General features: G+C 71.4%; 16 protein-coding genes. 7 read left to right on the forward strand and 9 right to left on the reverse strand.

Annotation, left to right across the window (positions count from 1 at the left end):
• Nucleotides 1-3: 3 nt before the first annotated feature.
• Together J4E96_RS17130 and J4E96_RS17135 are read right to left on the reverse strand one after the other, a co-directional pair.
• Complete coding sequence (locus tag J4E96_RS17130) at nt 4-978, reverse strand: AAA family ATPase (RefSeq protein ID WP_227423256.1); 975 nt, start codon at nt 976-978, stop codon at nt 4-6.
• Between the two features lie 32 nt (nt 979-1,010).
• The gene (locus J4E96_RS17135) at nt 1,011-7,019 is read right to left on the reverse strand and encodes a fibronectin type III domain-containing protein (RefSeq protein ID WP_227423257.1); all 6,009 of its coding nucleotides are present in this window, start codon (nt 7,017-7,019) and stop codon (nt 1,011-1,013) included.
• Between the two features lie 849 nt (nt 7,020-7,868).
• Between J4E96_RS17135 and J4E96_RS17140 the strand changes: the two genes are divergently transcribed.
• The 6 genes from J4E96_RS17140 to J4E96_RS17165 all read left to right on the forward strand — a co-directional run bounded on the left by J4E96_RS17140 (nt 7,869) and on the right by J4E96_RS17165 (nt 15,861).
• Complete coding sequence (locus J4E96_RS17140; RefSeq protein WP_227423258.1) at nt 7,869-9,353, forward strand: alpha-L-fucosidase; 1,485 nt, start codon at nt 7,869-7,871, stop codon at nt 9,351-9,353.
• A gap of 65 nt (nt 9,354-9,418) precedes the next feature.
• Nucleotides 9,419-10,558, forward strand: a complete 1,140-nt coding sequence (locus tag J4E96_RS17145; RefSeq protein WP_227423259.1) for an ROK family transcriptional regulator — start codon at nt 9,419-9,421, stop codon at nt 10,556-10,558.
• Between the two features lie 111 nt (nt 10,559-10,669).
• The gene (locus tag J4E96_RS17150) at nt 10,670-11,965 is read left to right on the forward strand and encodes an ABC transporter substrate-binding protein (RefSeq protein WP_227423260.1); all 1,296 of its coding nucleotides are present in this window, start codon (nt 10,670-10,672) and stop codon (nt 11,963-11,965) included.
• A 31-nt stretch (nt 11,966-11,996) separates the two neighbouring features.
• The gene (locus tag J4E96_RS17155) at nt 11,997-12,986 is read left to right on the forward strand and encodes a carbohydrate ABC transporter permease (protein ID WP_227423261.1); all 990 of its coding nucleotides are present in this window, start codon (nt 11,997-11,999) and stop codon (nt 12,984-12,986) included.
• Nucleotides 12,983-13,858, forward strand: a complete 876-nt coding sequence (locus tag J4E96_RS17160; protein WP_227423262.1) for a carbohydrate ABC transporter permease — start codon at nt 12,983-12,985, stop codon at nt 13,856-13,858. The genes J4E96_RS17155 and J4E96_RS17160 overlap by 4 nt, the downstream gene beginning before the upstream one ends.
• Entirely contained in the window at nt 13,855-15,861 is a 2,007-nt protein-coding gene (locus tag J4E96_RS17165; RefSeq protein WP_227423263.1) for a beta-galactosidase, read from the forward strand. The genes J4E96_RS17160 and J4E96_RS17165 overlap by 4 nt, the downstream gene beginning before the upstream one ends.
• A gap of 230 nt (nt 15,862-16,091) precedes the next feature.
• On the opposite strand, the gene J4E96_RS17170 is transcribed toward J4E96_RS17165, so the two are convergent.
• The 5 genes from J4E96_RS17170 to J4E96_RS17190 all read right to left on the reverse strand — a co-directional run bounded on the left by J4E96_RS17170 (nt 16,092) and on the right by J4E96_RS17190 (nt 20,664).
• Nucleotides 16,092-17,123: a medium chain dehydrogenase/reductase family protein gene (locus tag J4E96_RS17170; RefSeq protein WP_227423264.1), complete on the reverse strand. Its 1,032-nt coding sequence runs from the start codon at nt 17,121-17,123 to the stop codon at nt 16,092-16,094.
• 53 nt (nt 17,124-17,176) lie between these two features.
• Nucleotides 17,177-17,518, reverse strand: coding sequence for a hypothetical protein (locus J4E96_RS17175; protein ID WP_227423265.1), 342 nt, complete (start codon nt 17,516-17,518; stop codon nt 17,177-17,179).
• A 104-nt stretch (nt 17,519-17,622) separates the two neighbouring features.
• On the reverse strand, nt 17,623-18,174 hold the full coding sequence (locus J4E96_RS17180) for a TetR/AcrR family transcriptional regulator (protein WP_227423266.1): 552 nt from the start codon (nt 18,172-18,174) through the stop codon (nt 17,623-17,625).
• 655 nt (nt 18,175-18,829) lie between these two features.
• The gene (locus tag J4E96_RS17185) at nt 18,830-20,182 is read right to left on the reverse strand and encodes an MFS transporter (protein ID WP_227423267.1); all 1,353 of its coding nucleotides are present in this window, start codon (nt 20,180-20,182) and stop codon (nt 18,830-18,832) included.
• Nucleotides 20,179-20,664: a MarR family winged helix-turn-helix transcriptional regulator gene (locus J4E96_RS17190; RefSeq protein ID WP_227423268.1), complete on the reverse strand. Its 486-nt coding sequence runs from the start codon at nt 20,662-20,664 to the stop codon at nt 20,179-20,181. The genes J4E96_RS17185 and J4E96_RS17190 overlap by 4 nt, the downstream gene beginning before the upstream one ends.
• A gap of 204 nt (nt 20,665-20,868) precedes the next feature.
• Here J4E96_RS17190 and J4E96_RS17195 point away from each other — a divergent pair, with 204 nt between their 5' ends.
• Nucleotides 20,869-21,357, forward strand: a complete 489-nt coding sequence (locus J4E96_RS17195) for a VanZ family protein (RefSeq protein WP_227423269.1) — start codon at nt 20,869-20,871, stop codon at nt 21,355-21,357.
• Here the strand turns inward: J4E96_RS17195 and J4E96_RS17200 are convergent.
• Both J4E96_RS17200 and J4E96_RS17205 read right to left on the reverse strand, forming a co-directional pair.
• Nucleotides 21,342-21,857: a CAP domain-containing protein gene (locus J4E96_RS17200; RefSeq protein WP_227423270.1), complete on the reverse strand. Its 516-nt coding sequence runs from the start codon at nt 21,855-21,857 to the stop codon at nt 21,342-21,344. The two genes, J4E96_RS17195 and J4E96_RS17200, sit on opposite strands and share 16 nt — an antisense overlap.
• A gap of 23 nt (nt 21,858-21,880) precedes the next feature.
• Nucleotides 21,881-23,194, reverse strand: a complete 1,314-nt coding sequence (locus J4E96_RS17205; RefSeq protein ID WP_227423271.1) for a UDP-glucose dehydrogenase family protein — start codon at nt 23,192-23,194, stop codon at nt 21,881-21,883.
• Nucleotides 23,195-23,522 lie beyond the last annotated feature (328 nt).

Consider the following 23,522-nt stretch of genomic DNA (forward strand, 5'->3'; position numbering starts at 1 on the left):
AGCTCATGACGCGCGGACCCGCTCCTGAGGTGCGGCGACGTCGGCGGCCACGACCTGCAGCACGGACTGCGCGGTGGCCCCGGCGAACTCGGCCTCCGGGTCGAGGATGAGCCGGTGCGTCCAGACCGGCGCGATGAGGTCCTTCACATCGTCCGGGAGCACATAGGTGCGCCCGTGCGCGGCGGCCCAGACCTTCGTGACGCGGGTCAGCGCGAGCGCGCCGCGCACCGAGACCCCGAGGCGGGTCTGCTGGGCGTGACGGGTCTGCTCGGCCAGCGCACTGATGTAGTCCGCGATCGAGGCGTCCACGTGCACGGTGGCGGCCAGGTCGGCCATGTCGGCGACCGCGCTCGTGGTGATGAGCGCGGGCAGGTGCGCGGAGCGGTCCCGCTCGGCCGCGCCGAGCAGGATCTTGATCGACGAGGCCCGGTCGGGGTAGCCGATCGAGGTGCGCATCAGGAAGCGGTCGAGCTGGGCCTCCGGGAGCCGGTAGGTGCCTGCCTGCTCGATCGGGTTCTGCGTGGCGATCACCATGAACGGGCGCCCCGCGCCGTAGGCGATCCCGTCGACGGTCACCTGCGACTCCTCCATCACCTCCAGCAGCGCCGACTGCGTCTTCGGCGACGCGCGGTTGATCTCGTCGGCCAGCACGATCGACGCGAACACCGGGCCCTTGCGGAAGTCCCAGTCACCCTTGCGCTGGTCCCAGATGTTCACGCCGGTGACGTCCGAGGGCAGCAGGTCGGGGGTGAACTGGATCCGGTTGTGCGACCCCTGCACGGTCGCCGCGATCGCGCGGGCCAGCGACGTCTTCCCCGTACCGGGGGCGTCCTCCAGCAGCAGGTGACCTTCGGCGAGCATGCAGGCGAGGGCGAGGCGGACGACGTCCGCCTTGCCGAGCACGGCCTGGCCGACGTTGGCGACCAGCTTCTCGAACGTGTCCGCGAACCAGGCTGCCTGGTCGGTGGTGATGGTCATGTCAGCTGCTCCATTCCCTTTTCTCAACGTGGTCATCCGACGTCTCGCCACAGCTGCCGGCTGCTGGTGACCTGGCCGACCACCTCGAACCATGCCGAATTGTTCGGGAATCCGTAGTAGACGTTCGTTCCGTACGAACCGCTCGAGGCGAGGTTCATCGTCAAGGTGTAGAAGACCGCGTCGGTACCGCCGTCATCGCTCCAGAACCTCACGGTGTAGCGCCCCGCAGCGATGTTCTGCACATTGACGACCATGTAGTTGCAGGAACCGCTGCAGACGTTGGAAGCGGCGCTGCCCTTCGTCACCCAAGCGCTCGGCGGCGGAGGCGGCGGCGGGGCCGCGCTCGTCGCCGAAGCGCTCACCTCCGAGCTCGTCTGGTTCTCGGTGTCCACCGCGCGCGCCCGGATCGAGTGCGTTTCCGAGTGCCCGTTGCCGGCCTGCGTGCTGCCGCTGGAAGCGACCGACTGCCAGCCGCCGCCGTCCACCGAGATCTGGACCTGGAAGTCGCGCCCGTTCCTCGACGGCGGCGACCAGTTCAGGGTCACGGTCGTGTCGTTCCCGCTGGCCGAGACCCCCGGCTGCCCGGGCGGGCCGAACGGCGCCACCGCATCGGAATCCGTGGCCGCCCCGGGGTAGGTGACTCCGTCCAGGGTCGTGGAGGCCCGCACCCCGATCGTGTAGGTCCCGTTGTTGCCCACGCCCGAGCGGATCACCTTGTCGCCCGGCATCGCGATCCACGCCCCGCCGTTGACCTGGTACTGGTACGCGATCTCGCTCGCCGCGGCCCCGTTCCCCGCCGCCGGCCCGTAGGAGACGGTGACCACGTTGTCCCCCGGAGCGGCGGTCAGCGAGCTGACCGCCCCGGGCGCGACGAACGCCCGCCGCGGGGCCGACGCGGCGCTCGCCGCCGAGTTCCCCGCCTTGTTCGCCGCCGTGACCGTGAAGGAGTAGTCCGACTCGGAGGTGCCGAGCGTGATCGCCTGCGTCGTCGTGCCGCCGGCCACCTTGATCGAGGAGACCGCGGCGCCACCGCGCAGCACGTTGACCGTGTACGAGGCGATCGCGTCGCCGTTGTCCTGCGGCGCGACCCACGCGACCTGGAGCTGGGCCTGGCTGCCGACCGGGTCGAGCCGGGTGGTGGTCGGCTGTGCGGGGGCGTCCGGCACCCCGGCCGGGATCTCGCTGGCCGAGTAGCCGGACCAGTCGGACGGGTCGGGCGCCCGGTTGATCGCCTGGACTCGCACCTGGTAGGGCACGCCGTTCTCCAGCCCTGTCCAGGTGTACGAGGTCCCAGTGATCCCGGTCCGCTGACCGCCGCCGGAGGCGGGCGGGGAGATCTCCAGGGTGTAGCTCTCCACGGGCGAGCCCTCGTACCCGGTCGGTGCCGCCCAGGTGACGTCGAGCGACGTGTCGCCGAACGTCAGCACCGGGACCCCCGGGGCGGACGGCTTGGCGTCTGGGCGCGCCGGGGCCGAGACCGGTGACGGGTCGGAGTCGCCGACCTCGTTCGTCGCGACGACCGAGAACGTGTACTCGAGGTTGTTGGTCAGGCCCTCGAGGGTGCACGTCGTGGTCGGGCACGAGAACGTCGGGCCGCCCGAGGACCTCACCGTGTAGCCGGTGATCGGGGCGCCGTTGTTCGCCGGCGCCGCCCAGGTCAGGACGACGGTCTTCGACCTGACCTCCGAAACCTGCGGGGTCGCAGGAGTCGCCGGGCGGCCCTCGACGGTGAGCCGGATGCGCCCGTCGACCTCGCGGCCCACGTCCTTGGAGGCGTCCTGCACCCGGTAGCGGACCACCATCGTGCCGATGAAGTCCTTCGCCGGGGTGACCTGGACCTGCGATCCGGACAGGGACGCGGCGCCGGTACCGGTCTCGACCACCGGTGAACCGACCAAGGTCAACGCAGCGGCGGGGAACGGGTTCTGGTCGTTCGCCAGCACGTCAACCGTGACGGGCTTGCCCTGCTGGGCCTTGTCGACGACGTCGTCGTTCGCGACGGCCAAGGGGCGGGTCGAGGCGATCACGGAGAGCGTGAGGCTGCCGTCGACCGGGGCCGTCGTGCCGTCGGAGATCGTGAGCTTGATCGTCGCTGTCGTGCCCTTCGGCACGTCGACGCCAGCGGAAGCGATCAGCCGCTGCCCCGACACGGAGACCTGCAGGCCCTCCGCGGGCTGCCCCTCCAGCGCGTACCGCATGGTCGTCAGATCGCCGGCATCAGGGTCGGTCGTCAAGGCGACGAGGTCGACGGCGACCGCGTCCTCGCCGGGAGCGACCTCGACGGTCGAGCCGGTGAACGTCGGCTGCTGGTTCGCCGCCGGGTTCACCGTGATCGGGATCGTGAGCACCGCGGTGCGCCCGTTCGGGTCCTCCGGCCCGGTGCCGTCGGTCACCTCGAAGGAGACTCCGGCGGGCCCGAAGTAGCCCGCCGCGGAGGTGAACGACAACGTCGTCTCGTCGACCAGCACCGGGGAACCGTCCCCCTGCAGCGCCGTGACCGAGGCAGCGGTCGTGATCCGAGGTGACTTGCCGGCGGCGACCTGGACGTAGTCAGCCAGCTTGAGCGTCACGGTGGCACCCGAGTCGACCATGACAGGCTCCGTGGACTTCAACCGTGGGCGCTCGTCGCCGGTTCCCGGCACCCAGACGAACGCCGACCCGATCAGGCCGTCGACGTCGGTGACCGTGTAGAGGATCGCCTGCCCGGTCGCGGTGACCGGAACGCGCAGCGAACCGTCCGGGTCGACCGTCACTCCCTCCACCGGCGAGGCGATCTGGAGTTCGGCGACGCTCCCGTCCAGGTCCTCGTCGTTGTCCAGCACCTTGACGGTCGTGCTCGTCTCGCCGGTGACCTGCGCGGCGGTCAGCAGGTCGTCGCGCGCGATCGGCGCCTGCAGCGGCGCGTTCGGGTCGACGGTCACCGTGAGGCTGCCGGTGACGGTCCCGGTCTTCGAGTCGGTGACCCCGTAGTAGACCGTGAGCACCCCTGCCTCGGACGGCGTCGCCAGCTCGACGCGGTCGCCGGACACCTTTGCCTCGACAGAGCTGTCCGACACCTCGAGCGAGCCCTGCACCAGGGTGAGGGGGTCGCCGTCGGCGTCGACGTCGTTCGCGACCACCGGCACCGCCAGGTCCCGGCCCGGCCGGGCCGTCACGGTGTCCGGCACCGCGACCGGCTGCTGGTTGGTCGCCGCCGCCGGCGCGATCCCGACCAGCACGCTCGCGCTCGCCCGCCCCCCGAACCTGTCCTCGACCGTGTAGGTGAACGTGTCGGTGCCCGCGCCGTCCTTGTTGGCCTCGTAGTCCAGCCAGGACTCCCCGGTCGTGACCACGCGGCCCTTGGTCGGCGCCGAGCCGATCCCCACCAGCTGCACCGAGTCGCCGTCCGGGTCGATCCCGTCCAGGGTGACCGGGATCCGGATCGTCTGCCCCGCGAGCGCCCGCGCGGTCACATCGGCTGGCTGCGGCGGGGAGTTGTGCTCGGTGTCGGCGGCCCGGACCGTGATCGTCACCTGCGCGGAAGCGGTCTGCTGCGCCGAGTCGGTCACCTCGTAGATCAGGTGCACGGTGGTCGCGGTGTCCGGGGCCTGGAACCGGACCCGGTCGGTCGCGACGAACGCCGTCCCGGACTCCGGCTGCTGCGCGAGCTCGTGCACCACCGAGAGCACAGCCCCGCTCGGGCTGGTGTCGTTCGCCAGCACCGGGATGGACACGACGTCGCCGACCCGCACCGTCGCCGTGTCGTCGAGCGCCACCGGCGGCTGGGTCGTCGCCGTCGCCGGCACCGGGAGGACGACGACCTCGCCGGTCGCCGAGGCGGTCCCGTTCGAGACCGCGTACGTGAACGACGCCGGTCCCGTGAGCGCCGACTGCGCGCTGATCCGCAGGAGGTGGTGATCGAGCACGGCGACCGTCAGCGGCGAGTCGGCCGGCAGCGTCACGCCCTGCACGACCAGCACCCCGCCGGCGGGGTCGACGTCGTTGGCCAGCGGGTCGACGTACACCTTGCCGCCCGCCGTCAGCATCGCGGTGTCCCGCACCGCGATCGGCGCACCCTGCGCGGTCCCCGCATCAGCGACGTCGATGCGCACCAGTCCAGCTGCGGTCGCAGGCCCGTCGGTCACCACGTAGGTGAGGTAGTAGGTGCCCGCGGTCTGGGCGGTCACCGTGAACGTCCCCGCGGTGAAGTCCTCGGTGACCTGCAGGTCGGACCGCTCCTCCACCTTCGCCAGCCGCAGCTGGTCACCATTGGCGTCGGTGTCGTTGGCCAGCGGCGAGACCGTGACGGTACGACCGACCACGGTGCCTACGTGGTCGGCGTTCGCCACCGGCGGTTGCGCACCGGGGCTACGCACCTCGATGGTCAGCTCGCCGGTGGTCGTCTTCTGGCCGTCCGACACGACGAGCACGACCTTCTTCCGGCCTGAGCTGGTGCCCACGTCGGTGAACGTCACCTGCCCGTCGGGAGTTGACCTGACCTGGTCGTCGGTCGTCGAGCCGACGGTCTGCAGAAAGATGTCGTCGCCGTCGGGGTCGCTCCACCCCGGCAGCACGTTCATCGTGGCGCTCTTGCCCTGCTCGACGACCAGGGTCGAGATCCTGTCCTGAGTGGGCGCGGCCTCGGTGTCCCAGCCATGCACCTCCAGGCTCACGTCCGCATCCGCCTGCCCGCCCCGACCGTCCAGCGCGGTGTAGGTGAACGACGAGGAACCCGTGGCATCCGCCGGGACGGCCAGCTGGAACGCCTCCCCGTCCCGGATCGATTCGAGCGCTCCGAACGTGGGCTGCGTCTTCGGCTGCGCCACGAGCACGTCTCCCTCCGGATCGGAGTCGTTGGCCAGCACGGGCAGCACTGCCGTCCGGCCGGGCCGCACCCCGAAGTGGTCTTCGACCGCGACCGGGTCCTGGTTCGCCTTCGTCCGGTCCGGAAGCGCCTGGTCCTCGGAGGTGCCGGCTGACTCGTCCTCGTTCTCGTCGTCCTCCGGCGGGGTGACGTCGCTCCAGTTGTTGACCGGGGTCAACTCGTTGTCCGTCAGCCACACCGCACCGGTCGTCACGTTGTTCAGCACGACCACGTCGCGATTCACACGAAACCGCAGCTCACCGTCGCCCGCATTCGGGACGTCCAGGGCGGAGTCGTACGCCGTGCCGTCGCAGTCGCGGACGTAGCGCGCCGCACCGCTCCAGGCCGCGTAGGTGCAGCCGTTGAGCCGCACCGGCGCGGCCGGCACCCCGTCGCCCCCGGCGCCGTGGCGGACGGGCTCGCCACCGCCGAGCGGCACGTCGAGCAGCGCGTCGTTCGTCGCCACCTCGACGGCTGCAGCATCCGGCCCCGGCTGCTGCAGCCGCGCATCCTTCGCGCCGTCGACGGCGATCGGCTCGCCGCCGTCGACGCTGACCGTGCCGACGGTCGCGTCCAGGACGACGACGTGGGTGCCGACCGTCGTGACCTCCAGCTCGGAGTCCGTCGGGGTCCCCGGCAGCGACCGCACCTCCGACCCCCCGCCCACCGGGAATCGGTGGAGCTCCCCCGTGGCCGCGACCGCGGCCCACGCCGTCCCGTCGCCCCCGACACTCACCGCCACGCGGGTGTCGAAAGTCGCCGTCGGCTGCATCTGCTCGGCGTCGAACGACGCGACCTGGTCGGCAGGCAGCACCCAGAGATTCGTGGTCGCAGTGGTGTCTGTCTCGGTGGTGTCTGTCGCGGTGATCGCGACCACCTGGCCGCCCAGGACCAGCACGGCGTCGGCCGGCATGGGCGTGCTGTGCGTGAGCGTGACGTTCGCGACGTCGACCGTGCTGGCCGTCCCTGAGCCCGCATCGTCGAGGATCACCGCACCCTCACGCTGCAGGACGTCGAAGGTGTTGCTCGTCGCCCGCAGGCTCGAGTCCAGCTCCCCCGCTTGGAAGTTCAGGTGACCGAGCAGGCTCAGGGCGGCGTTCGTGACCCAGACGCCGCCGTCGTTGAGCTCCACCTGCGTGGTCGGAGTGCCTGGGTAGGCCAGCGCCAGGCCGAGCGCGGCGGTTGAGAAGGCCGACACGGTTGCAGATGAGGCGAGCACCCGCTTGTGACGTCTCAACCAGCCGAGCATCGGCACGCTGCCTCTCCGAAATTGTTGGTGGGGAGCATGATCACGGGCGGGTACCCCGTGCTCCTGCGACCACAGTCCAAGTGACCGCCGCTGCTCTGATTTGGGAAGATAGCGCAGCAGGTCACGGCAGGCGATGGGTAGTTGTCCCCGTTGCTGCCGTTTCATCCATGTGCCGAGGCAGGAGTGACGCCGCTGCGCGTGCGGCGTGCGCCCGCAGCCGGCAATCAGCCGTGTGAGGACGACCGGCCCCGCCCCGTGTCGCACGCCCCTCGACCGAGAACTAGGGTCCTGATCGTCGTGCATGTCGGGAGCCCGTGGAGTGGTTAGGCGTGGTTCTCGATGACCGAAGTGCCGTTCTATCCCGCCGGCCCCGGCTTCGTAGCAGGGATGAGCTGTGCGGCCGCAACCGATGGCGGCGACCGCCGCCGCACCCTCCAAGCTGAACCGGCCGTCGTGGTCCCCGGTGAACCTCAGCGACGCGCGTGGTGCGGGCGTGACGCACGGGGCGAGAGTCCTACCCCATCCGTCACACCAGCACCACCCGTCCCGCACGCGTCGCGCAGGTCGACCGTCCGCGCGGAGCACGTGACGGGCGGTGCTGATGGGGTTGCTGGGACGTCTCGTTCGGCAACTTGGGTCACTCGCGTCACGCGCTCCGCGCGGACGGTCCACCGGCCCGCGCCGTACGGACCCAGCCGCGCGCAGGACACCCCGCTAGCGAGCTGGTAGCAGCACGAGTCGCCGTGGGTTAGGCTCCAGACGTTTGTCAACTGAGGAAATAAACGCGAGAGGGTGTCCGTGGCTTCCGTCGACCGCACGCGCGAGGATGAGATCGGCCTGTTCACCTCGGTGCGGCCCGACGAGCGGCAGGTGGCCTGGCAGGCGCTGGAGTTCTACGCATTCCTCCACTTCGGCATGAACACGATGACCGACAGGGAATGGGGCCTAGGGCACGAGGACCCCGCGCTCTTCGACCCGGCGGGGCTGGACGTCGACCAGTGGATGGCGGCGATCGCGAGCGCCGGGATGACGGGCGTCATCCTCACCGCGAAGCACCACGACGGCTTCTGCCTCTGGCCGAGCGACGTCAGCGCGCACACCGTGGCCGCCTCCCCCTGGCGGGCCGGCGCGGGCGACCTCGTGGCCGAGGTCGCCGAGTCCGCGCGCCGCCACGGGCTCCGCCTCGGCATCTATCTGTCCCCGTGGGACCGCACCGAGGGCACGTACGGCTCGGGCCGCGCGTACGACGACTTCTTCGTCGCCCAGCTCACCGAGCTGCTGACGCGCTACGGCCCCGTGTTCTCGGTGTGGTTCGACGGCGCCAACGGCGAGGGCGCGAACGGCCGGGTCCAGACCTACGACTGGGACCGGTACTACGAGGCGATCCGTCGCCTGCAGCCCGACGCGGTCATCAGCGTGTGCGGCCCCGACGTGCGCTGGTGCGGGAACGAGGCTGGCCACACGCGCGCGGACGAGTGGAGCGTCGTCCCCAGCTCCCTGCGCGACGCCGAGCGCATCTCCGAGCAGTCGCAGCAGGTCGACGACGGCGAGTTCTCCCGCCTCGTCCGCAGCAACGACGAGGACCTCGGCAGCCGGCACGCGCTGGCGGGCCGGCTCGACGACCTGATCTGGTATCCGGCCGAGGTGAACACGTCGATCCGGCCGGGCTGGTTCCATCACCCGGCGGAGGATCACCTCGTGCGATCGGCCGAGGAGCTGTTCGAGATCTGGTGCAGCTCCGTCGGCGGCAACGCGACCTTCCTCCTCAACGTCCCGCCCACCGCCCACGGGCTGGTGGCGGAGCCGGACGCGCGCGAGCTCCAGCAGCTGGGCCGGCTCATCGCGGACTTCCGCGCCCGCACGATTCCCACCGTCCTCTCGCCGTCGTCCACCCTCGCCGGCGACGACGCGGCAGCCCCGGCTCCGCCATCCGACTTCGGCCCGAACGCGGCCCGAACCTGGCGGCCCGACCCGTCCGACGCGGCACCGGCGATCACCGTCACCCTCCCGCAGGCTCGGTCCGTCGAGGCCATCGTCGTGAGCGAGGACATCCGATTCGGCCAGCGCGTCGAGCGCGCGACCATCCACGCCGCGATCGCGGGCAGGCTCGTCGAGGTCGCCACGACCTGCTCCGTCGGATACCGCCGGATCGTTCGATTCGACCCCCCGATCACCACCGACCGCCTCGTCGTCACCCTCGTCGAGAGCCGGGGCGTGCCCGCGCTCGCCGCGCTGGCGACGATCGAGGCGCGCGTCGAGCACCCCGCCGCGCCGGCCCGATGAGGCCGCCCTCCGGCGAGTTGGGCGCCAGTGCCCGCCCCGGGACCCTTCCCGCGGTAGACAAGGGCGTGGCTACCCATCTTCTGCCGACCGGCATCCAGCGCTGGCCGGAGATCCACCCGACCACCCAGGCCGCCTTCAACCAGGTCCTGTGGCACGGCGGGCTGCCGCGCACGGAGATCGCCCGCAAGCTCGGGCTGTCCCGCACCCGCCTCACCGCGATCACCCGCGATCTCGAGGCCGCCGGGCTGCTCGTCGAGGGCGGCCGCGAGCAGCGGTCCACGACCGGCCGACCGGCCGAGATGCTCCACGCCGTGACGACCGCGTACCAGTTCCTCGGACTCCACCTGCACGGCAGCTCGGTCATCGCCGCGCTCGTCGACCTCGACGGGCGGGTCGTGTGGGAGGACCGCGCCACCCTCGACACCGAATCCCCGGACGAGCTCGTTGACGTGGCCGGCGAGATGCTGCGGAAGGCGTCGGCCACCTTCCGGGTCGCCGCGGTCGCCATCTGCGGCCCGCTCGCGCGGGTGGGCCTGGACACCGCGTCGGCGCGCATCCGCGCCGTCGACCGCGGGCACCAGGACCGATTCGAGCGCGAGTGGTCGGTGCCCCTGTGGGTGGACGACGACGTCATCGCCCTCACGGCCTTCGAGCAGTGGCCGCAACTCGCGGACGGCCAGGACAGCATGGTGCTGATCTCGGTCGGCGAGGAGATCGGCTTCGGCATCGTGACCGACCGGCGCATCATGCGCGGCGCGCGGAACGCCGCGGGCCGGTTCGATCACATCCCCGTCCTCGCCGACGGGCCGCGGTGCCCGCTCGGGCACGACGGCTGCCTGTGGAGCGTGTGCTCGACGACCGCCGTGCACGGCGCTGTGCCCGACGCCGGCAGCCTCACCGAGATCGCCGCGCGCGCCGAGGCGGGTGACGAGCTCGCCGCCGTCGTCCTCGAGCGCGCGGCGGCGGGGCTCGGTACCGCGGCAGGGCACCTCGTGAACCTGCTCGATCCGGACAAGCTCGTCCTCACCGGAGAGAGCCACACGGTGCTCCGCGGCCGGATCGAGACGTTCCGCTCGGCGCTGCGCGCCACCCATCTGGGCGGGCTAGAGGTCGAGGTCGATATGCCGGAGTTCGACTTCGTCGAATGGGCCAGGGCGGCCGCGGCCCTCGCGCTCTACCGCTGCCTGAGCGCCGACCCGTTCTGACCGGACTTTTCCGGACGCTTTGTTTCGTCGCTTGACAAACTTTCGACCCTCAGCGATGCTGACGTCGGCCCCACTGATGCGGCCTGAACTGCACCAGTCAAAGGAGACGTCATGCGCACTTCACGCATTTCCGCAGTCGCCCTAGCCATCGGCCTCTCGACCCTTGCCGTCTCCGGGTGCTCATCCTCGGGCGGCGCCGACGGCGAGCCCGTGACCCTCGAGTACTGGGCATGGGCCCCCGGGTCGCAGGCGGAGGTCGACGCGTTCAACACCTCCCACCCCGACATCCAGGTGAAGTACACCGACGCCGGCGGCGGCGAGACGTCGTCCGCGAAGCTCGTCACCGCGCTCCGCGCCGGCAACGCGCCGGACCTCGCCCTCGTCGAGAACACCTCGCTCCCCCGCATGATCGTGGCCGACGTGCCGCTCGACATCACCGAGTACGTCACCGACATCCAGGACAAGTTCGCGGCCGGGACGTGGGCGCAGACGACCTTCGAGGGCCGGACGTTCGGTGTCCCGCAGGACATCGGCCCCATGGCGCTCGTGTACCGCGAGGACATCTTCGCCAAGTACGGCGTCGAGGCGCCGGTCACCTGGGAGGACTACCGCAACGCCGCCGCCACGATCAAGGCGCAGGACCCGACCCTGACGATGGCCTCGCTGAGCACGGACGGGTGGGGTTGGTACGCCCCCGTCGCCGCGCAGGCCGGCGAGGACTGGTGGTCGCTGGACGGCGACACCTGGACGGTCAACATCGACGGGGCCAAGTCCCGCGAGGTCATGGACTTCTTCCAGGGGATGTACGACGACGGGCTCATCACCGCGGACCCGATCCTGACCCCCACGTACAACCAGCAGCTCAACGACGGGACGATGCTCTCGTGGCCGTCGGCCGCCTGGGCTCCGGGCGTCATCATGGGCGTCGCGCCGTCCACCGCCGGGAAGTGGGCACTCGCACCCCTGCCCCGCTGGGACGCCGACGACCCCACGGTCTCCTTCCAGGGCGGATCGTCGATCGTCGTCACCTCCACGAGCGAACACCCCGAGGAGGCCGCGGAGTTCGCCAAGTGGCTGAACGCGAGCGAGGAGGGGTCAGAGATGATCCTCAACGTGCAGAACGGCTACCCCGCGGCCCTGTACGGCCAGGAGGTCGCGACCGAGCAGGACCCGCCGGCACTCATGCCGCAGCAGACGGACTACTACGAAGTCGTCGCGGAGATCTCGAAGAACACCCGGCCCGTCACCTGGGGCCCGAACACGGATGTCGCCGCTGCCGCCTTCACAGACGCGATGAACGCCGCGGTGCAGAACGGGACGTCGTGGGCCGACGCCCTCACGGCGACCCAGGAGGCCGTCGTCGCCGACATGGAGGAGCAGGGCTTCACGGTGGAGGAGGGGAACTGAGCCCGGCGGCGAGCCCCCGAGAGGATCGATCATGACCGACGCCGCACTCGACACCGCGGATGCGCTGCGGGCCCCGACGGGGCCGACGACGACTGACGGGCACCGCCCCCGACGACGCCACTCGGCGCTGAGATCGAGAGTCGCGCCCTACCTCTTCAGCGCGCCGGCGATGATCCTGTACCTCGCGTTCACCGTGATCCCCCTGGGCTACGCGCTCGGCCTGAGCTTCTTCGCCCGCCGTCTGACGGGCGGAGGCATCCTCGGGACGAAGCAGACCGTCTTCGTCGGCTTCGAGAACTACGCGAAGGTCTTCACCGACGAGAGCCTGGTCGCCGGGCTCGGCCGCCTGTCGATCTACGGCATCATCGCGGTCCCCCTGACGCTCGGCCTCGCCCTCCTGTTCGCCCTCCTCCTCGACGCCCAGGGCACGAGATTCACCCGGTTCGGCCGCACGGCGATCTTCATCCCGTACGCCGTCCCGGGAGTCGTGGCCGCGCTCATGTGGGGCTTCATGTACCTGCCGAGCACGAGCCCGTTCTCGTACGTGACGCGTTCGCTCGGGCTCGGGACGATCCCGTTCCTCGAGCCCGGGGGCCTCTACGGGTCCATCGCCAACATCACGATCTGGGGAGGCATCGGTTTCAACATGCTCGTGATCTACACCGCCCTGCGGAGCATCCCGAACGAGCTCGTCGAGGCGGCGCGCATCGACGGCGCCGGCGAGCTGCAGATCGCGTTCCGGATCAAGGTCCCGCTCGTCGGGCCAGCGCTCATCCTCACGGCGATCTTCGCGCTGCTCGGCGCCCTGCAGCTGTACGGCGAGCCGGCGATGCTCATGCCGCTGACCAACAGCATCTCCACGACCTGGGCGCCGCTCATGTCGATCTACCGCGACGCCTTCATCCTCGACAACCTGTCGTCGGCGGCCGCGTCCTCGATGATCCTCGCGCTTGGAACGGCCGCGGTCTCCCTCGCCGTCCTCGCCGTGGTGCGTCGCATGAGCCAACGGGGAATGGCATGACCGCCCTGACCGCACCACGCGCCACGACGCGACGACGCCCGGCGCAACGCGCGAAGGTCGTCCCGACGATCCTGCTCCTGATCGGGGCCGTCTACTGCCTCATCCCCGTGGCGTGGGTCTTCGTGGCTGCCTCCAAGGCGCCCGGCGAGCTGTTCAACTCGTTCACGTTCGCGCCCGGCACGGGGCTGCTCGGCAACCTCGGCGACCTGTTCGCGCACAACGACGGCGTGTACGGGATGTGGGCGCTGAACTCGCTGCTCTACGCGGGGGTCGGCGGGCTGCTGTCCACGCTCGTTTCGGCCGCCGCGGGGTACGCGCTCGCCAAGTTCACCTTCGCCGGCGGGCGGATCTTCTTCGGGGCGCTGCTCGCGGGTCTCCTGATCCCCGGGATCACCCTCGCGGTGCCGCAGTACCTGCTGCTGTCGGACCTGCACCTGGCGGGGACTCGCTGGTCGGTGCTCCTGCCCAGCATCATCAGCCCGTTCGGCATCTACCTGTGCAAGGTCTTCGCGGACGGAGCCATCGCCCAGGAGATGCTCGAGGCTGCCCGGATCGACGGCGCGAACGAGTGGCGGATCTTCTCCAGCATCGTGCTGCCGCTCATGGTGCCCGGCATGGTCACGGTGTTCCTGCTGCAGTTCGTCGGGATCTGGAACAACTACCTGCTGCCGTACATCATGCTCGCGGACCAATCCACCTTCCCGCTCACGGTCGGGCTGAGCTCCCTGCTGACGCAGGGCTCCGGCTCCCCCGCCCTGTACTCGCTCGCGATCACCGGCGCCGCCGTCGCGATCATTCCGCTCATCGCCCTCGTGCTGTTTCTGCAGCGCTTCTGGCGGCTCGACCTGATCTCCGGAGGAGTCAAGGGATGACCACATCACACACCGATCAGAGCTGGCCGACAGCGGGCCTCAGCTTCGGCGGGGACTACAACCCCGAGCAGTGGGACCGCTCCGCCTGGCGCGACGACGTCGCGCTCATGCGGGAGGCCGGCGTCACCATGGTCTCGCTCGGCATCTTCTCCTGGGGCCTGCTCGAGACGGCCGAGGGCGTGTACGACTGGGAGTGGTTCGACGAGATCGTCGACCTCCTGGAGGCGGGCGGCATCGCCATCGATCTGGCGACGCCGACGGCGGCTCCCCCGAGCTGGCTCCTCGCCGCGCACCCGGAGTTCCCGCCGGTCGACCAGGACATGACCCGGCACTGGGCCGGGGCCCGGCTCGGCTGGTGCCCCAGCAACCCGGACTTCCGTTCCCACGCGCTGCGCATCGTCCGCGCCGTCGCCGAGCGCTACGGCGCTCGCGACCACGTGGTGATGTGGCACGTGAGCAACGAGCTCGGCGGCGGCAACGGTCACTGCTACTGCGACGTGTCCGCGGACGCGTTCCGGCGCTGGCTGATGACCAAGTACGGCACGCTCGACGCGCTCAACGCCGCGTGGGGCACGGCGTTCTGGGGCCACCACTTCTCGGACATCGAGCAGGTGCTGCCCCCGCGCGGGAACGACGCGAAGAACCCGTCGCTCATGCTCGACTTCGACCGCTTCTCCTCGGACGAGCTGCTCGCCCACTACCTCGCCGAGCGGGCGCTCCTCGCCGAGATCACGCCCGGCCTGCCGATCACGACCAACTTCATGGTCGGGGCGGAGCCCGACGCGGTCGACTACCCGCGCTGGGCACCCCACATGGACATCGTCGCGAACGACCACTACACGCGCTCGTCCGACGCCCTGCCCCAGCAGGACGTCGCGTTCTCCGGCGACCGCATGCGCTCGCTCACCACGGACCGGCGCCCATGGCTCCTGATGGAGCACTCGACGAGCGCCGTCAGCTGGCAACCGCGCAACCGCGCGAAGAAGCCCGGCGAGCTCATCCGCGACTCCCTCAGCCACGTCGCGCACGGCGCCGACGGCGTCATGTTCTTCCAGTGGCGGGCGTCTCGCGCCGGCGCGGAGCAGTTCCACTCGGCGATGGTTCCCCACGCCGGACCGAACACGAAGATCTTCCGCGAGGTCGCGACCCTCGGAGGCTACCTGCAGCGGCTCGCGCCGGTGCTGGGCTCGCGGGTCCGGCGCGCAAGCGTCGGCATCCTCTTCGACAACGAGGCCGGCTGGGCCATGCGCGCGGGCGTGAAGCCGAACAACTTCCTGCCCTACGGAGCGACGGTCCGCGCCTGGCACGCCGCCTTCTGGCGGCGCGGCGACGGCATCGACGTGATCCCGCCGTGGCACGACTTCGGCGACTACGAGACCCTCGTCGTCCCCCAGCTGTTCGTGGTGTCCGACGACACCGCCGCGCGCGCCGCCGACTTCGTCGCCGCCGGGGGGACCCTGATCGTGACGGCGTTCTCGGGAATCGTGGACGAGAACGACCACGTCCGGCTCGGCGGCTACCCCGGGGCGTTCCGGGACGTCCTCGGCGCCTGGACGGAGGAGTTCTACCCCCTTCAAGAGGGTGAGACGTTCGAGCTGGACAACGGCTGGGGCGGGGCGGAGTGGACGGAGCACGTCCACACCGATTCCGCGCAGCCGCTCGCCCGCTATCGCGGCGGGCACCTCGACGGAGAACCGGCGATCACGCTCAGGACGCTCGAAGGCGGCGGCCGGGCGGTCTACGTGTCCGCCGGGCTCAGCGGCGGGGCGATCGACGCCCTCGTCAACGACCTCATCGCGGCCCCGGAGCTCGCGGGCCGCGACCCGGACCTCGAGATCGGTGTCCGAGAGAGCGACGCCGATCGATTCGTCTTCCTGATCAATCACGGCGAGAAGCCCGCGACGGCCGACGTCGACGGCCACGAGCTCCTCACCGACGCGGCCGTCGAGGGGAGCATCGTCGTCCCGGCCGGTGAGGTGCGCGTGGTCCGCAGCCCGCGGTAGCACCCCAGCGGGAGGGCTCAGGGCTCGAGCACCACTCATCCCTCGCGCATCGGGCAGGTTTGCCCGCCCGCGCGGAGCACGTGACTGGTGGTGCCCGTGGGATTGCTGGGACGTCACGTTGGACGACTCAGGCCACTCGCGTCACGCGCTCCGCGCGGACGGACCTTCCTGCGCGAGGACACCCGAGGGGTCGGCCCGCGCGGTAGCACCCGGACCGGGCCGGCCGGGGGTCAGGGCTCGAGCACCACCTTGCCCGCCACGGTGTGGGACTCCGCGAGCGCCAGCGCGCGGCCGGCCTCGACAAGCGGGAGCCGCGCCGCAACCTGGGGCTCGAGGGTGCCGGCGGCGAGCCGGCCGAGCACCTGCGTCAGGTCGTCGCGCAGGCGCCGGTAGAAGCGGGTCGGGTTGCGCTTGCCGGCCCAGAAGTTGTAGAAGCGCGCCCGCCGACCGTTGGGCAGGATGTTCCACAGCAGGACGCGCATGAACAGGGCGAACACGGGCAGCTGAGACGTGCCCGCGGCGTCCTTGGTCGCCGCGGAGCCGTACGAGACGAGCGTCCCACCCCGGCGCAGCAGCCGCCAGGAGTCCTGGAGCCCGGTCCCGCCGACGTGGTCGAACACGGCGTCGACGCCGTCGGGCGCCAGCTCGCGTAGGCGGGCCGGCAGGTCCGGGGCCTGATAGTCGACGGGGATGGCGCCCAGGCTCCGGACCTGGTCGTGGTGCCGGGGCGCGGCGGTGCCGATGACCGTGAGACCGGCGTCGACGGCGAGCTGCACGAGCGTCGACCCGACGCCGCCGTTCGCGCCGAGCACGACGATGGTCTGGCCGCGCTGCGCCTTCGCGATCGTGTGGAGCATCTGCCAGGCCGTGATCCCGTTCACGATGACCGTCTCGGCGTCCGCCGGGTCGATGCCCGCGGGCACCGGGACCAGGTGCGCCGCGTCGGTCAGCACGTGGGAGGCCCACCCGCCCGTCTTCACCACGGCGGCCACTCGGGTGCCGACCATCGCGGGGTCGACGCCGTCGCCGGTCGCCTCGACGGTGCCGACGAAGTCGTACCCCGGGACGAACGGGAACGACGGCTGGTCGTAGTACTTGCCGCGGCGCATCTGCTGCTCGGCGAAGGACACTCCCGTCGCCTCGACCCGGACCAGCGCCTGGCCCGGCGCGGGAGCGGGCAGGTCACGGTCCTGGATCAGCAGGCCGTCGGGCTCGATCAGGTGCGGCATCACGACTTCGGTCATACGCGCTGCGGTGGGCATGATCTCTCCTTCTACGGGGGTGGCCGGGGGCGTCGCGGGAGTTGGTGGCGGGGTCAGCTCTTGCGGGTGTAGAGCTTGACGAGCAGCGCGGCGGCGGCCGCGACGATGAGGGCCATGAACGCAGGGTGCATGTCCTTTGACAGGCTCTGTGCGCGGTCGGGGCGCAGGATCCAGATGACGAGCGGGGTCGCGTAGACGGCGGCGAGGACGACGCCGTACGGCCGCAGCGCTCGCAGGCTCGGGCGGCGAATGGTGCCGACGAGCACGAGGACCACCGGCACGATGGCGAGCATCGAGAACTGGCCGAGCACCATGATCGGGACGGACCAGGCGGAGACGAGCACGGACCGCGGGGTACTGCGCGTCGCGGGGGCGAGGGTGGGCTGATCGGACATCGGATGCTCCTTCGGGTGAGAGAGTGGTTGTACACTCACTGATGGCGAGACGTACGGATGCGCGCGCTCAACGTGACGGACCCGCTGGGCCGAGCGAACTGCGGTTAGCGAGGGTGCCGGATGCCCGCGGAGAGGATCGACGCCCACTCCTCGGGGACGTCGTCGATGCCCGCGGTGACGATCAGGTGGCACAGCTGCCCGTAGGCGACGAAGTGCTGGACTGCGCCGTCGCTCGCGCGCGACCGGGCCTTGGCCAGCTGGACGATCGCGGCCATGCCAGCGCGGAGCGCCTGCCCGATCTCCGGGATGTCGGCGACCGACTGGGCGTGAACCTGAAGCATGAGGAGCGAACGGTCTCTGATGAGCTCCGCATAGGCACCGCCCATCGCGTCCAGGATGCCGTCCGGGCTGGTGTCCCCCGCCCGTTCGGCGCCGACGGTCAGCGTCTCGACGATCTGCCGGAAGCAGTCCTCGAGCGCCGCGACGAACAGGCTCTCCTTGCTGGGGAACAGCTTGAAGACGTAGGCGGGCGAGATGCCGGCCGCGTGCGCCACGTCCGCGATCGTCGTGCCGCGGTAGCCGCCGCGCGAGAACTCGCGCACCGCACTGGCGGTGACGACGGGGATGCGCAGCTCGGCGGTGCTGAGGGAGGACATGAGAGTGACTGTACAGTCACTCATTGCCGCGACGCAAGAGCGCCAGCTGTCGGAACCCACCACGAGGCGATCCGCCCGGCCGCGGACGCGAGCGCCACCACCGGCGCGGAGAGCAGCGCGATGCCGCCGTGGTCGAACAGCCAGCCCTCAGCGCCGCCAGGGGCAGGAAGACGAGCCACCCCGCCAGCGCCGCGATCGTTGGGAGCCGGCGGCGAATCCCGCGGCGCCAGCGGCCGTCCGCGCGGAGCACGTGACCCGTGGTGCTGGAGGGGATGCTGGGACGTCCCAGGAGGCCGATCCGGCCACATTGGCCCCACACTCCGCGCGGGCGGAGCGCCATGGGGCGGGAACTCGCCGGCGCGACCCCCGCCGTACCCGCCGCCCCAGCGAGGCGCTGCTTGGGTGACCCTGCCCGACGCGCAGGGGACTGATGTGACGCAGGTGGCAGGCGTGCTGCACCTCCCGTCACACCCGCCCCAGCAGTCACTCGCGCGTCAGCCAGGTTCGCCCCGGCGGCGGCGTGGATCCCCGGTGGCCGGCCCCTCCGCGCGGAGCACGTGACCCGTGGTGCTAGAGGGGATGCTGGGACGTCCCAGGAGGCCACTCCTGCCCCATCAGCCACATGCTCCGCGCGGACCGAACACCGATCGCCGCGTCAGGCTGCGTTCGTCGCGTCCTGCAGCTCGTGCTCCCGGATTCGGCGCTCGGCGTCGCGGCGGGCGGCGAGCTCCGCGGGTGAGCCCGGCAGCGAGTCCAGGTACGTCACGCGCAGGTGCGGGCGGCTGCGCACGCGGTAGCGCACCTCGAGGTGCCAGTTGCGCACGGCCCACACGGCCGCGCCGCTCGCGACGACGAGCGAGAGGATCGACCCGATCCCGATCGCCCACCGGGCGCCGTAGACCTCGCCGATCCAGCCGACCAGCGGCGAGCCGATCGGGGTCGCCCCGAGGAAAACGATCATGTACAGCGCCATCACGCGCCCGCGCATCGCGGGGTCCGTCGTGGTCTGGATCGTCGAGTTCGCCGCCGTCATCATCGTCAGCGAGGCCAGGCCGACCGGGATGCACGCGATCGCGAACGTCGGGTACGTCGGCATGAGCGCCATCACGCCGCTCGTGATCCCGAACGCGAACGCCGAGCCGATCACGAGCCGCACGCGCGGCCGCTCGCGCCGGGCCGCCAGCAGCGCCCCGCCGAGCGACCCGATCGCCATGACCGAGCCGAGAATGCCGTACGCCCCGGCGCCCTTGTCGAACTCCGTGCGCGCCATGAGCGCGCTCGTGAGCTGGAAGTTCAGGCCAAATGTCGACACGACGCCGACGACGACCATGATGACGATGATGTCGGTGCGCCGGCGCACGTACCGCAGCCCGGCGCGGATCTGGCCCTTCTCGCGCTGCACGCGCGGGGAGGCGCGCAGCTCGCCCAGGCGCATCTGCGTGAGCGCGAAGATCGTGCCGATGAACGACACGCCGTTGATCATGAACACCGGACCCGTGCCGACCAAGGCGATGAGCAGGCCCGCCACGCCGGGGCCGACGAGCCGCGCGGCGTGGAACGACGCGCTGTTGAGTCCGACGGCGTTGGGGAGCTTCGCGGCCGGCACGATCTCCGAGACGAACACCTGGCGGACCGGGTTGTCGATCGCCGAGACGATCCCGAGCAGCGTCGCGAAGATGTAGACGTGCCACAGCTCGACCCGGCCCGAGAGCGTGAGCCCGCCGAGGCCCAGCGCGAGCACCGCGAGCGCGGACTGCGTGAGGATGAGCAGCTTGCGGCGATTGACGCGGTCGGCGAGCACGCCGGCCCAGGCCGAGAGCCCGAGCACGGGCACGAACTGCAGCGCAGTGACGATGCCGACGGCGATGCCCGAGTTGTCGGAGAGCACCGTCAGGACGAGCCAGTCCTGGGCCACGCGCTGCATCCACGTGCCGACGTTCGCGACGAACGCCCCGGCGAACCAGAGCCGGTAGTTGAAGTACCGCAAAGAGGAAAAGGTAGGACTCACGAGGTAGAAATTCTCCGGAGGATCTCGGTTGCTTCGGCCAAGACGGTGCGCTCGGCCAGGGTCAGGTCCTTGAGGCGCTGGGCGAGCCAGGCCTCGCGACGACGCTTCGTCTCGCGGACCTCCTGCTCACCGGCCTCGGTGATGGTCACCAGCACCTGCCGCTTGTCGGTCGGGTGCACGCCGCGCGCGACCAGTCCCGCCTCGACCAGGGCGGCGACCGTGCGGGTGATCTGCGGCGGCTGGACGTGCTCGCGCTCGGCGAGCGCGCCGGGCGTCAGCGGCCCGAGCTTGGCCAGCGCGTGCAGCACGGAGTACTGGCCGTCGGTGATCTCGGTGCTGCTGCGCTCCATGCGCAGCCGCCGGCTCGCCCGCAGCAGGGAGATGCGCAGCTCCCCCGCGAGCGTGCCCGGCCGGCACTGGGCCGGCTTCACGGTGGCCGACGACGGCGCGACGGCCGGTGCGAGACGCGTGGGGGTGGACATGTCCTTACCTTACGTCATTACCTCAGGTAAGGATAATGCGAGCCGCTTCGGGTTCCGCGGGCCCGGCGCGCGGGCCCGGCCCGCGGACCCCGGCGCGCGGGGGCTCGACCCGCAGATCCCGGCGCGCGGGCTCGACCCGCAGGCGCGGCGCGCGGGATCGGCGCGCTGGAGCGGCGCGAAAGCGCCGCTGCGTACCCTGGTCCGATGACGTCCGCCACCTGGCTCCCCCGCCACCGGCGGGTCACGGGCGCCATCCTCGCCGCGTACCTCGTGGCGCTCGTCTTCGTGCTCGGCTGGCCCACTCCCGTCGACGCGGGCGTCAACGACACGCTCCTGCGGGCGCTGGGGTGGCTGCACGGGCACGGCCTGCCGGCCTGGGTCGGGTACGACCAGGTCGAGTTCGCGGCCAACGTCGTGCTCTTCGTGCCCGTCGGCCTGCTGCTGGCGCTCGAGCTCTACCGGCGGCCGTGGTGGGTCGCCGCGCTCGGCGGGTTCGGCCTGTCGGTGCTCGCCGAGCTCGCGCAGGCGCTCACGCGCCCCGACCGCTTCGCGACGGGACGGGACGTGCTCGCGAACACCCTGGGCGCCGTCGTCGGCGCCGCCGTCATCGGCGCCCGCTCCCGCTCGCGCTCGCGCGCACGCCCGCGTCGACCCGCGGCTGACGCACCGGCCCGCGACTACGGGCCGAGGTAGACCTGGCTGCAGAGCATCTCGGCGCCGTCGGGGACGCAGCCGATCCCGAGCTCGGTCAGGTCGGGGTCGAGCAGGTTGGCCCGGTGCCCGGGTGAGTCCAGCCACGCCGCGAGCACCTCGGCCGGCGCCGCGGTGGCCCGGCTGAGGTTCTCCGCCGCGGTCGTCGCCGGCGCGCACGCAGCGATCACCCCGGCGAGCGACGCGTGCGTGAGCTCGGCCGCGCCGACCAGCGCGGCGGCCCGCTCGAGCGCCGCGGCCTGCGCGCACGCCGAGGGCGCCAGCGCCGGCAGCCCCTCGTCCGCTCGGGCAGCGTCGGTCCCCGCCACCAGCTCGGCCGCGTACTCGCCGGGAACTCCCGGTCCGGCCGACGCCGGCGGCGCGGCTGGCGACGAGGTCGGTGCCGGCGTCGTCGGCGATGACGGCGACGGCGTCGGCCCGGCCGCGCAGCCCGCCATCAGGACGACCACCCCGAGCCCGGCGGCGAGGCAGCGAGCGCCCACGCCGACCGTGCTCGGGGCGGCCCTCAACGGCGCCCGAGGGCCCGGTAGGTCCAGCCCGCCGCGCGCCACAGCTCCGGGTCGAGCCCGTTGCGGCCGTCGAGCACGCGCTTCTCGCGCACGACGAGGGCCAGCTTCTCGGGATCGATCTCGCGGTACTCGTCCCACTCCGTCGCGAGCAGCACGACGTCGGCGCCCGTCGCGGCCTCCTCGGCGGTGTCGGCGAAGGACAGGTCGGGCCACTTCTTGCGCGCGTTGCCGATCGCCTGCGGGTCGGTGACCACGACGTGCGCGCCCTGGAGCTGCATCTGCGCCGCCACGGACAGCGCCGGCGAGTCGCGCACGTCGTCGCTGTTGGGCTTGAACGCGGCGCCGAGCACGGCGATCCGGCGGCCCACGATCGAGCCGCCCGAGACCTCGCGGGCCAGGTCGACCATGCGCACGCGTCGGCGCATGTTGATCGAGTCGACCTCGCGCAGGAACGACAACGCCTGGTCGACGCCGAGCTCGCCCGCGCGGGCCATGAACGCCCGGATGTCCTTGGGCAGGCACCCGCCGCCGAAGCCGAGGCCGGCATTGAGGAACCGGCGGCCGATGCGCGCGTCGTGCCCGATCGCGTCGGCGAGGCTCGTGACGTCCGCGCCGGTCGCCTCGCACAGCTCAGCCATCGCGTTGATGAAGGAGATCTTGGTGGCCAGGAAGGAGTTCGCGGCCACCTTCACGAGCTGCGCGGTCGCGTAGTCAGTCACCACGAGCGGGATGTGCTCGCTCAGCGGGGTCGCGTACACCTCGTCGAGCAGCGCCTTCGCGTGCTCGCCGGGCGCCCCGTCCGGCAGGCCGTACACGAGCCGGTCGGGGTGCAGCGTGTCCTTGACCGCGAAGCCCTCGCGCAGAAACTCCGGGTTCCACACGAGCACGGCACCCGGCTCGGCGACCCCGAGGCGCTCGGCGAGGTTCTCGGCCGTGCCGACGGGAACGGTGGACTTGCCCGCGATGACGTCGCCGGGGCTGATGTGCGCGAGCATCGCGTCGAACGCGCTGTTGACGTAGCCGAGGTCGGCCCCGAACTCGCCGCGCTTCTGCGGGGTGCCCACGCACAGGAAGTGCACCTGCGAGCCCGCGATCTCGCTCATGTCGGTGGTGAACCGCAGCCGGCCGCTCGCGCTGGACTCCGCAAGCAGCTCGGGCAGGCCCGGCTCGAAGAAGGGGGCACGAGCGTTCGCGAGGTCGTCGACCTTCGCGGCATCGACGTCGACGCCGACGACGTCGTGCCCGAGCTTGGCCATCGCGGCGGCGTGCACCGCTCCGAGGTATCCGCAGCCGATGACCGAGATACGCATGACGTTCCTCCAACGAGTTCGAGTGTCAGGGATCGGCGCACCATAGGGCCGGGTTCGTCCGCCGCCGGTTTGTCCGGCGATGTCGGAATCTGGACGAGGAACGAGTAAAGCACACCGTCCACCCTGTGGTGCCGGGCGAAAGAGTGTCACAGCCGGGCGGCGTCCGCGGCGACCTGCGCCCGGCGGGCAGATGAACAGGACATTTACGCACGAAACGCCCCGGATCGGGCCATCGCTGGCGGGTGCGGTTCGCATTCGCCGGTGGCCGCGTTTCACCCGTTCGAGCGGCACTGGGCTACGCTAGTCCGAAACAATGGGGTTTGACTTC

The organism is Pengzhenrongella sicca, from assembly GCF_017569225.1.
Taxonomy (GTDB): domain Bacteria; phylum Actinomycetota; class Actinomycetes; order Actinomycetales; family Cellulomonadaceae; genus Pengzhenrongella; species Pengzhenrongella sicca.

Coding starts and splice junctions, on each gene's coding strand:
- J4E96_RS17190 (WP_227423268.1), bottom strand. CDS start 20,664: ATGTCCACCCCCACGCGTCTCGCACCGGCCGTCGCGCCGTCGTCGGCC.
- J4E96_RS17150 (WP_227423260.1), top strand. CDS start 10,670: ATGCGCACTTCACGCATTTCCGCAGTCGCCCTAGCCATCGGCCTCTCG.
- J4E96_RS17155 (WP_227423261.1), top strand. CDS start 11,997: ATGACCGACGCCGCACTCGACACCGCGGATGCGCTGCGGGCCCCGACG.
- J4E96_RS17175 (WP_227423265.1), bottom strand. CDS start 17,518: ATGTCCGATCAGCCCACCCTCGCCCCCGCGACGCGCAGTACCCCGCGG.
- J4E96_RS17195 (WP_227423269.1), top strand. CDS start 20,869: ATGACGTCCGCCACCTGGCTCCCCCGCCACCGGCGGGTCACGGGCGCC.
- J4E96_RS17205 (WP_227423271.1), bottom strand. CDS start 23,194: ATGCGTATCTCGGTCATCGGCTGCGGATACCTCGGAGCGGTGCACGCC.
- J4E96_RS17180 (WP_227423266.1), bottom strand. CDS start 18,174: ATGTCCTCCCTCAGCACCGCCGAGCTGCGCATCCCCGTCGTCACCGCC.
- J4E96_RS17170 (WP_227423264.1), bottom strand. CDS start 17,123: ATGCCCACCGCAGCGCGTATGACCGAAGTCGTGATGCCGCACCTGATC.
- J4E96_RS17160 (WP_227423262.1), top strand. CDS start 12,983: ATGACCGCCCTGACCGCACCACGCGCCACGACGCGACGACGCCCGGCG.
- J4E96_RS17165 (WP_227423263.1), top strand. CDS start 13,855: ATGACCACATCACACACCGATCAGAGCTGGCCGACAGCGGGCCTCAGC.
- J4E96_RS17130 (WP_227423256.1), bottom strand. CDS start 978: ATGACCATCACCACCGACCAGGCAGCCTGGTTCGCGGACACGTTCGAG.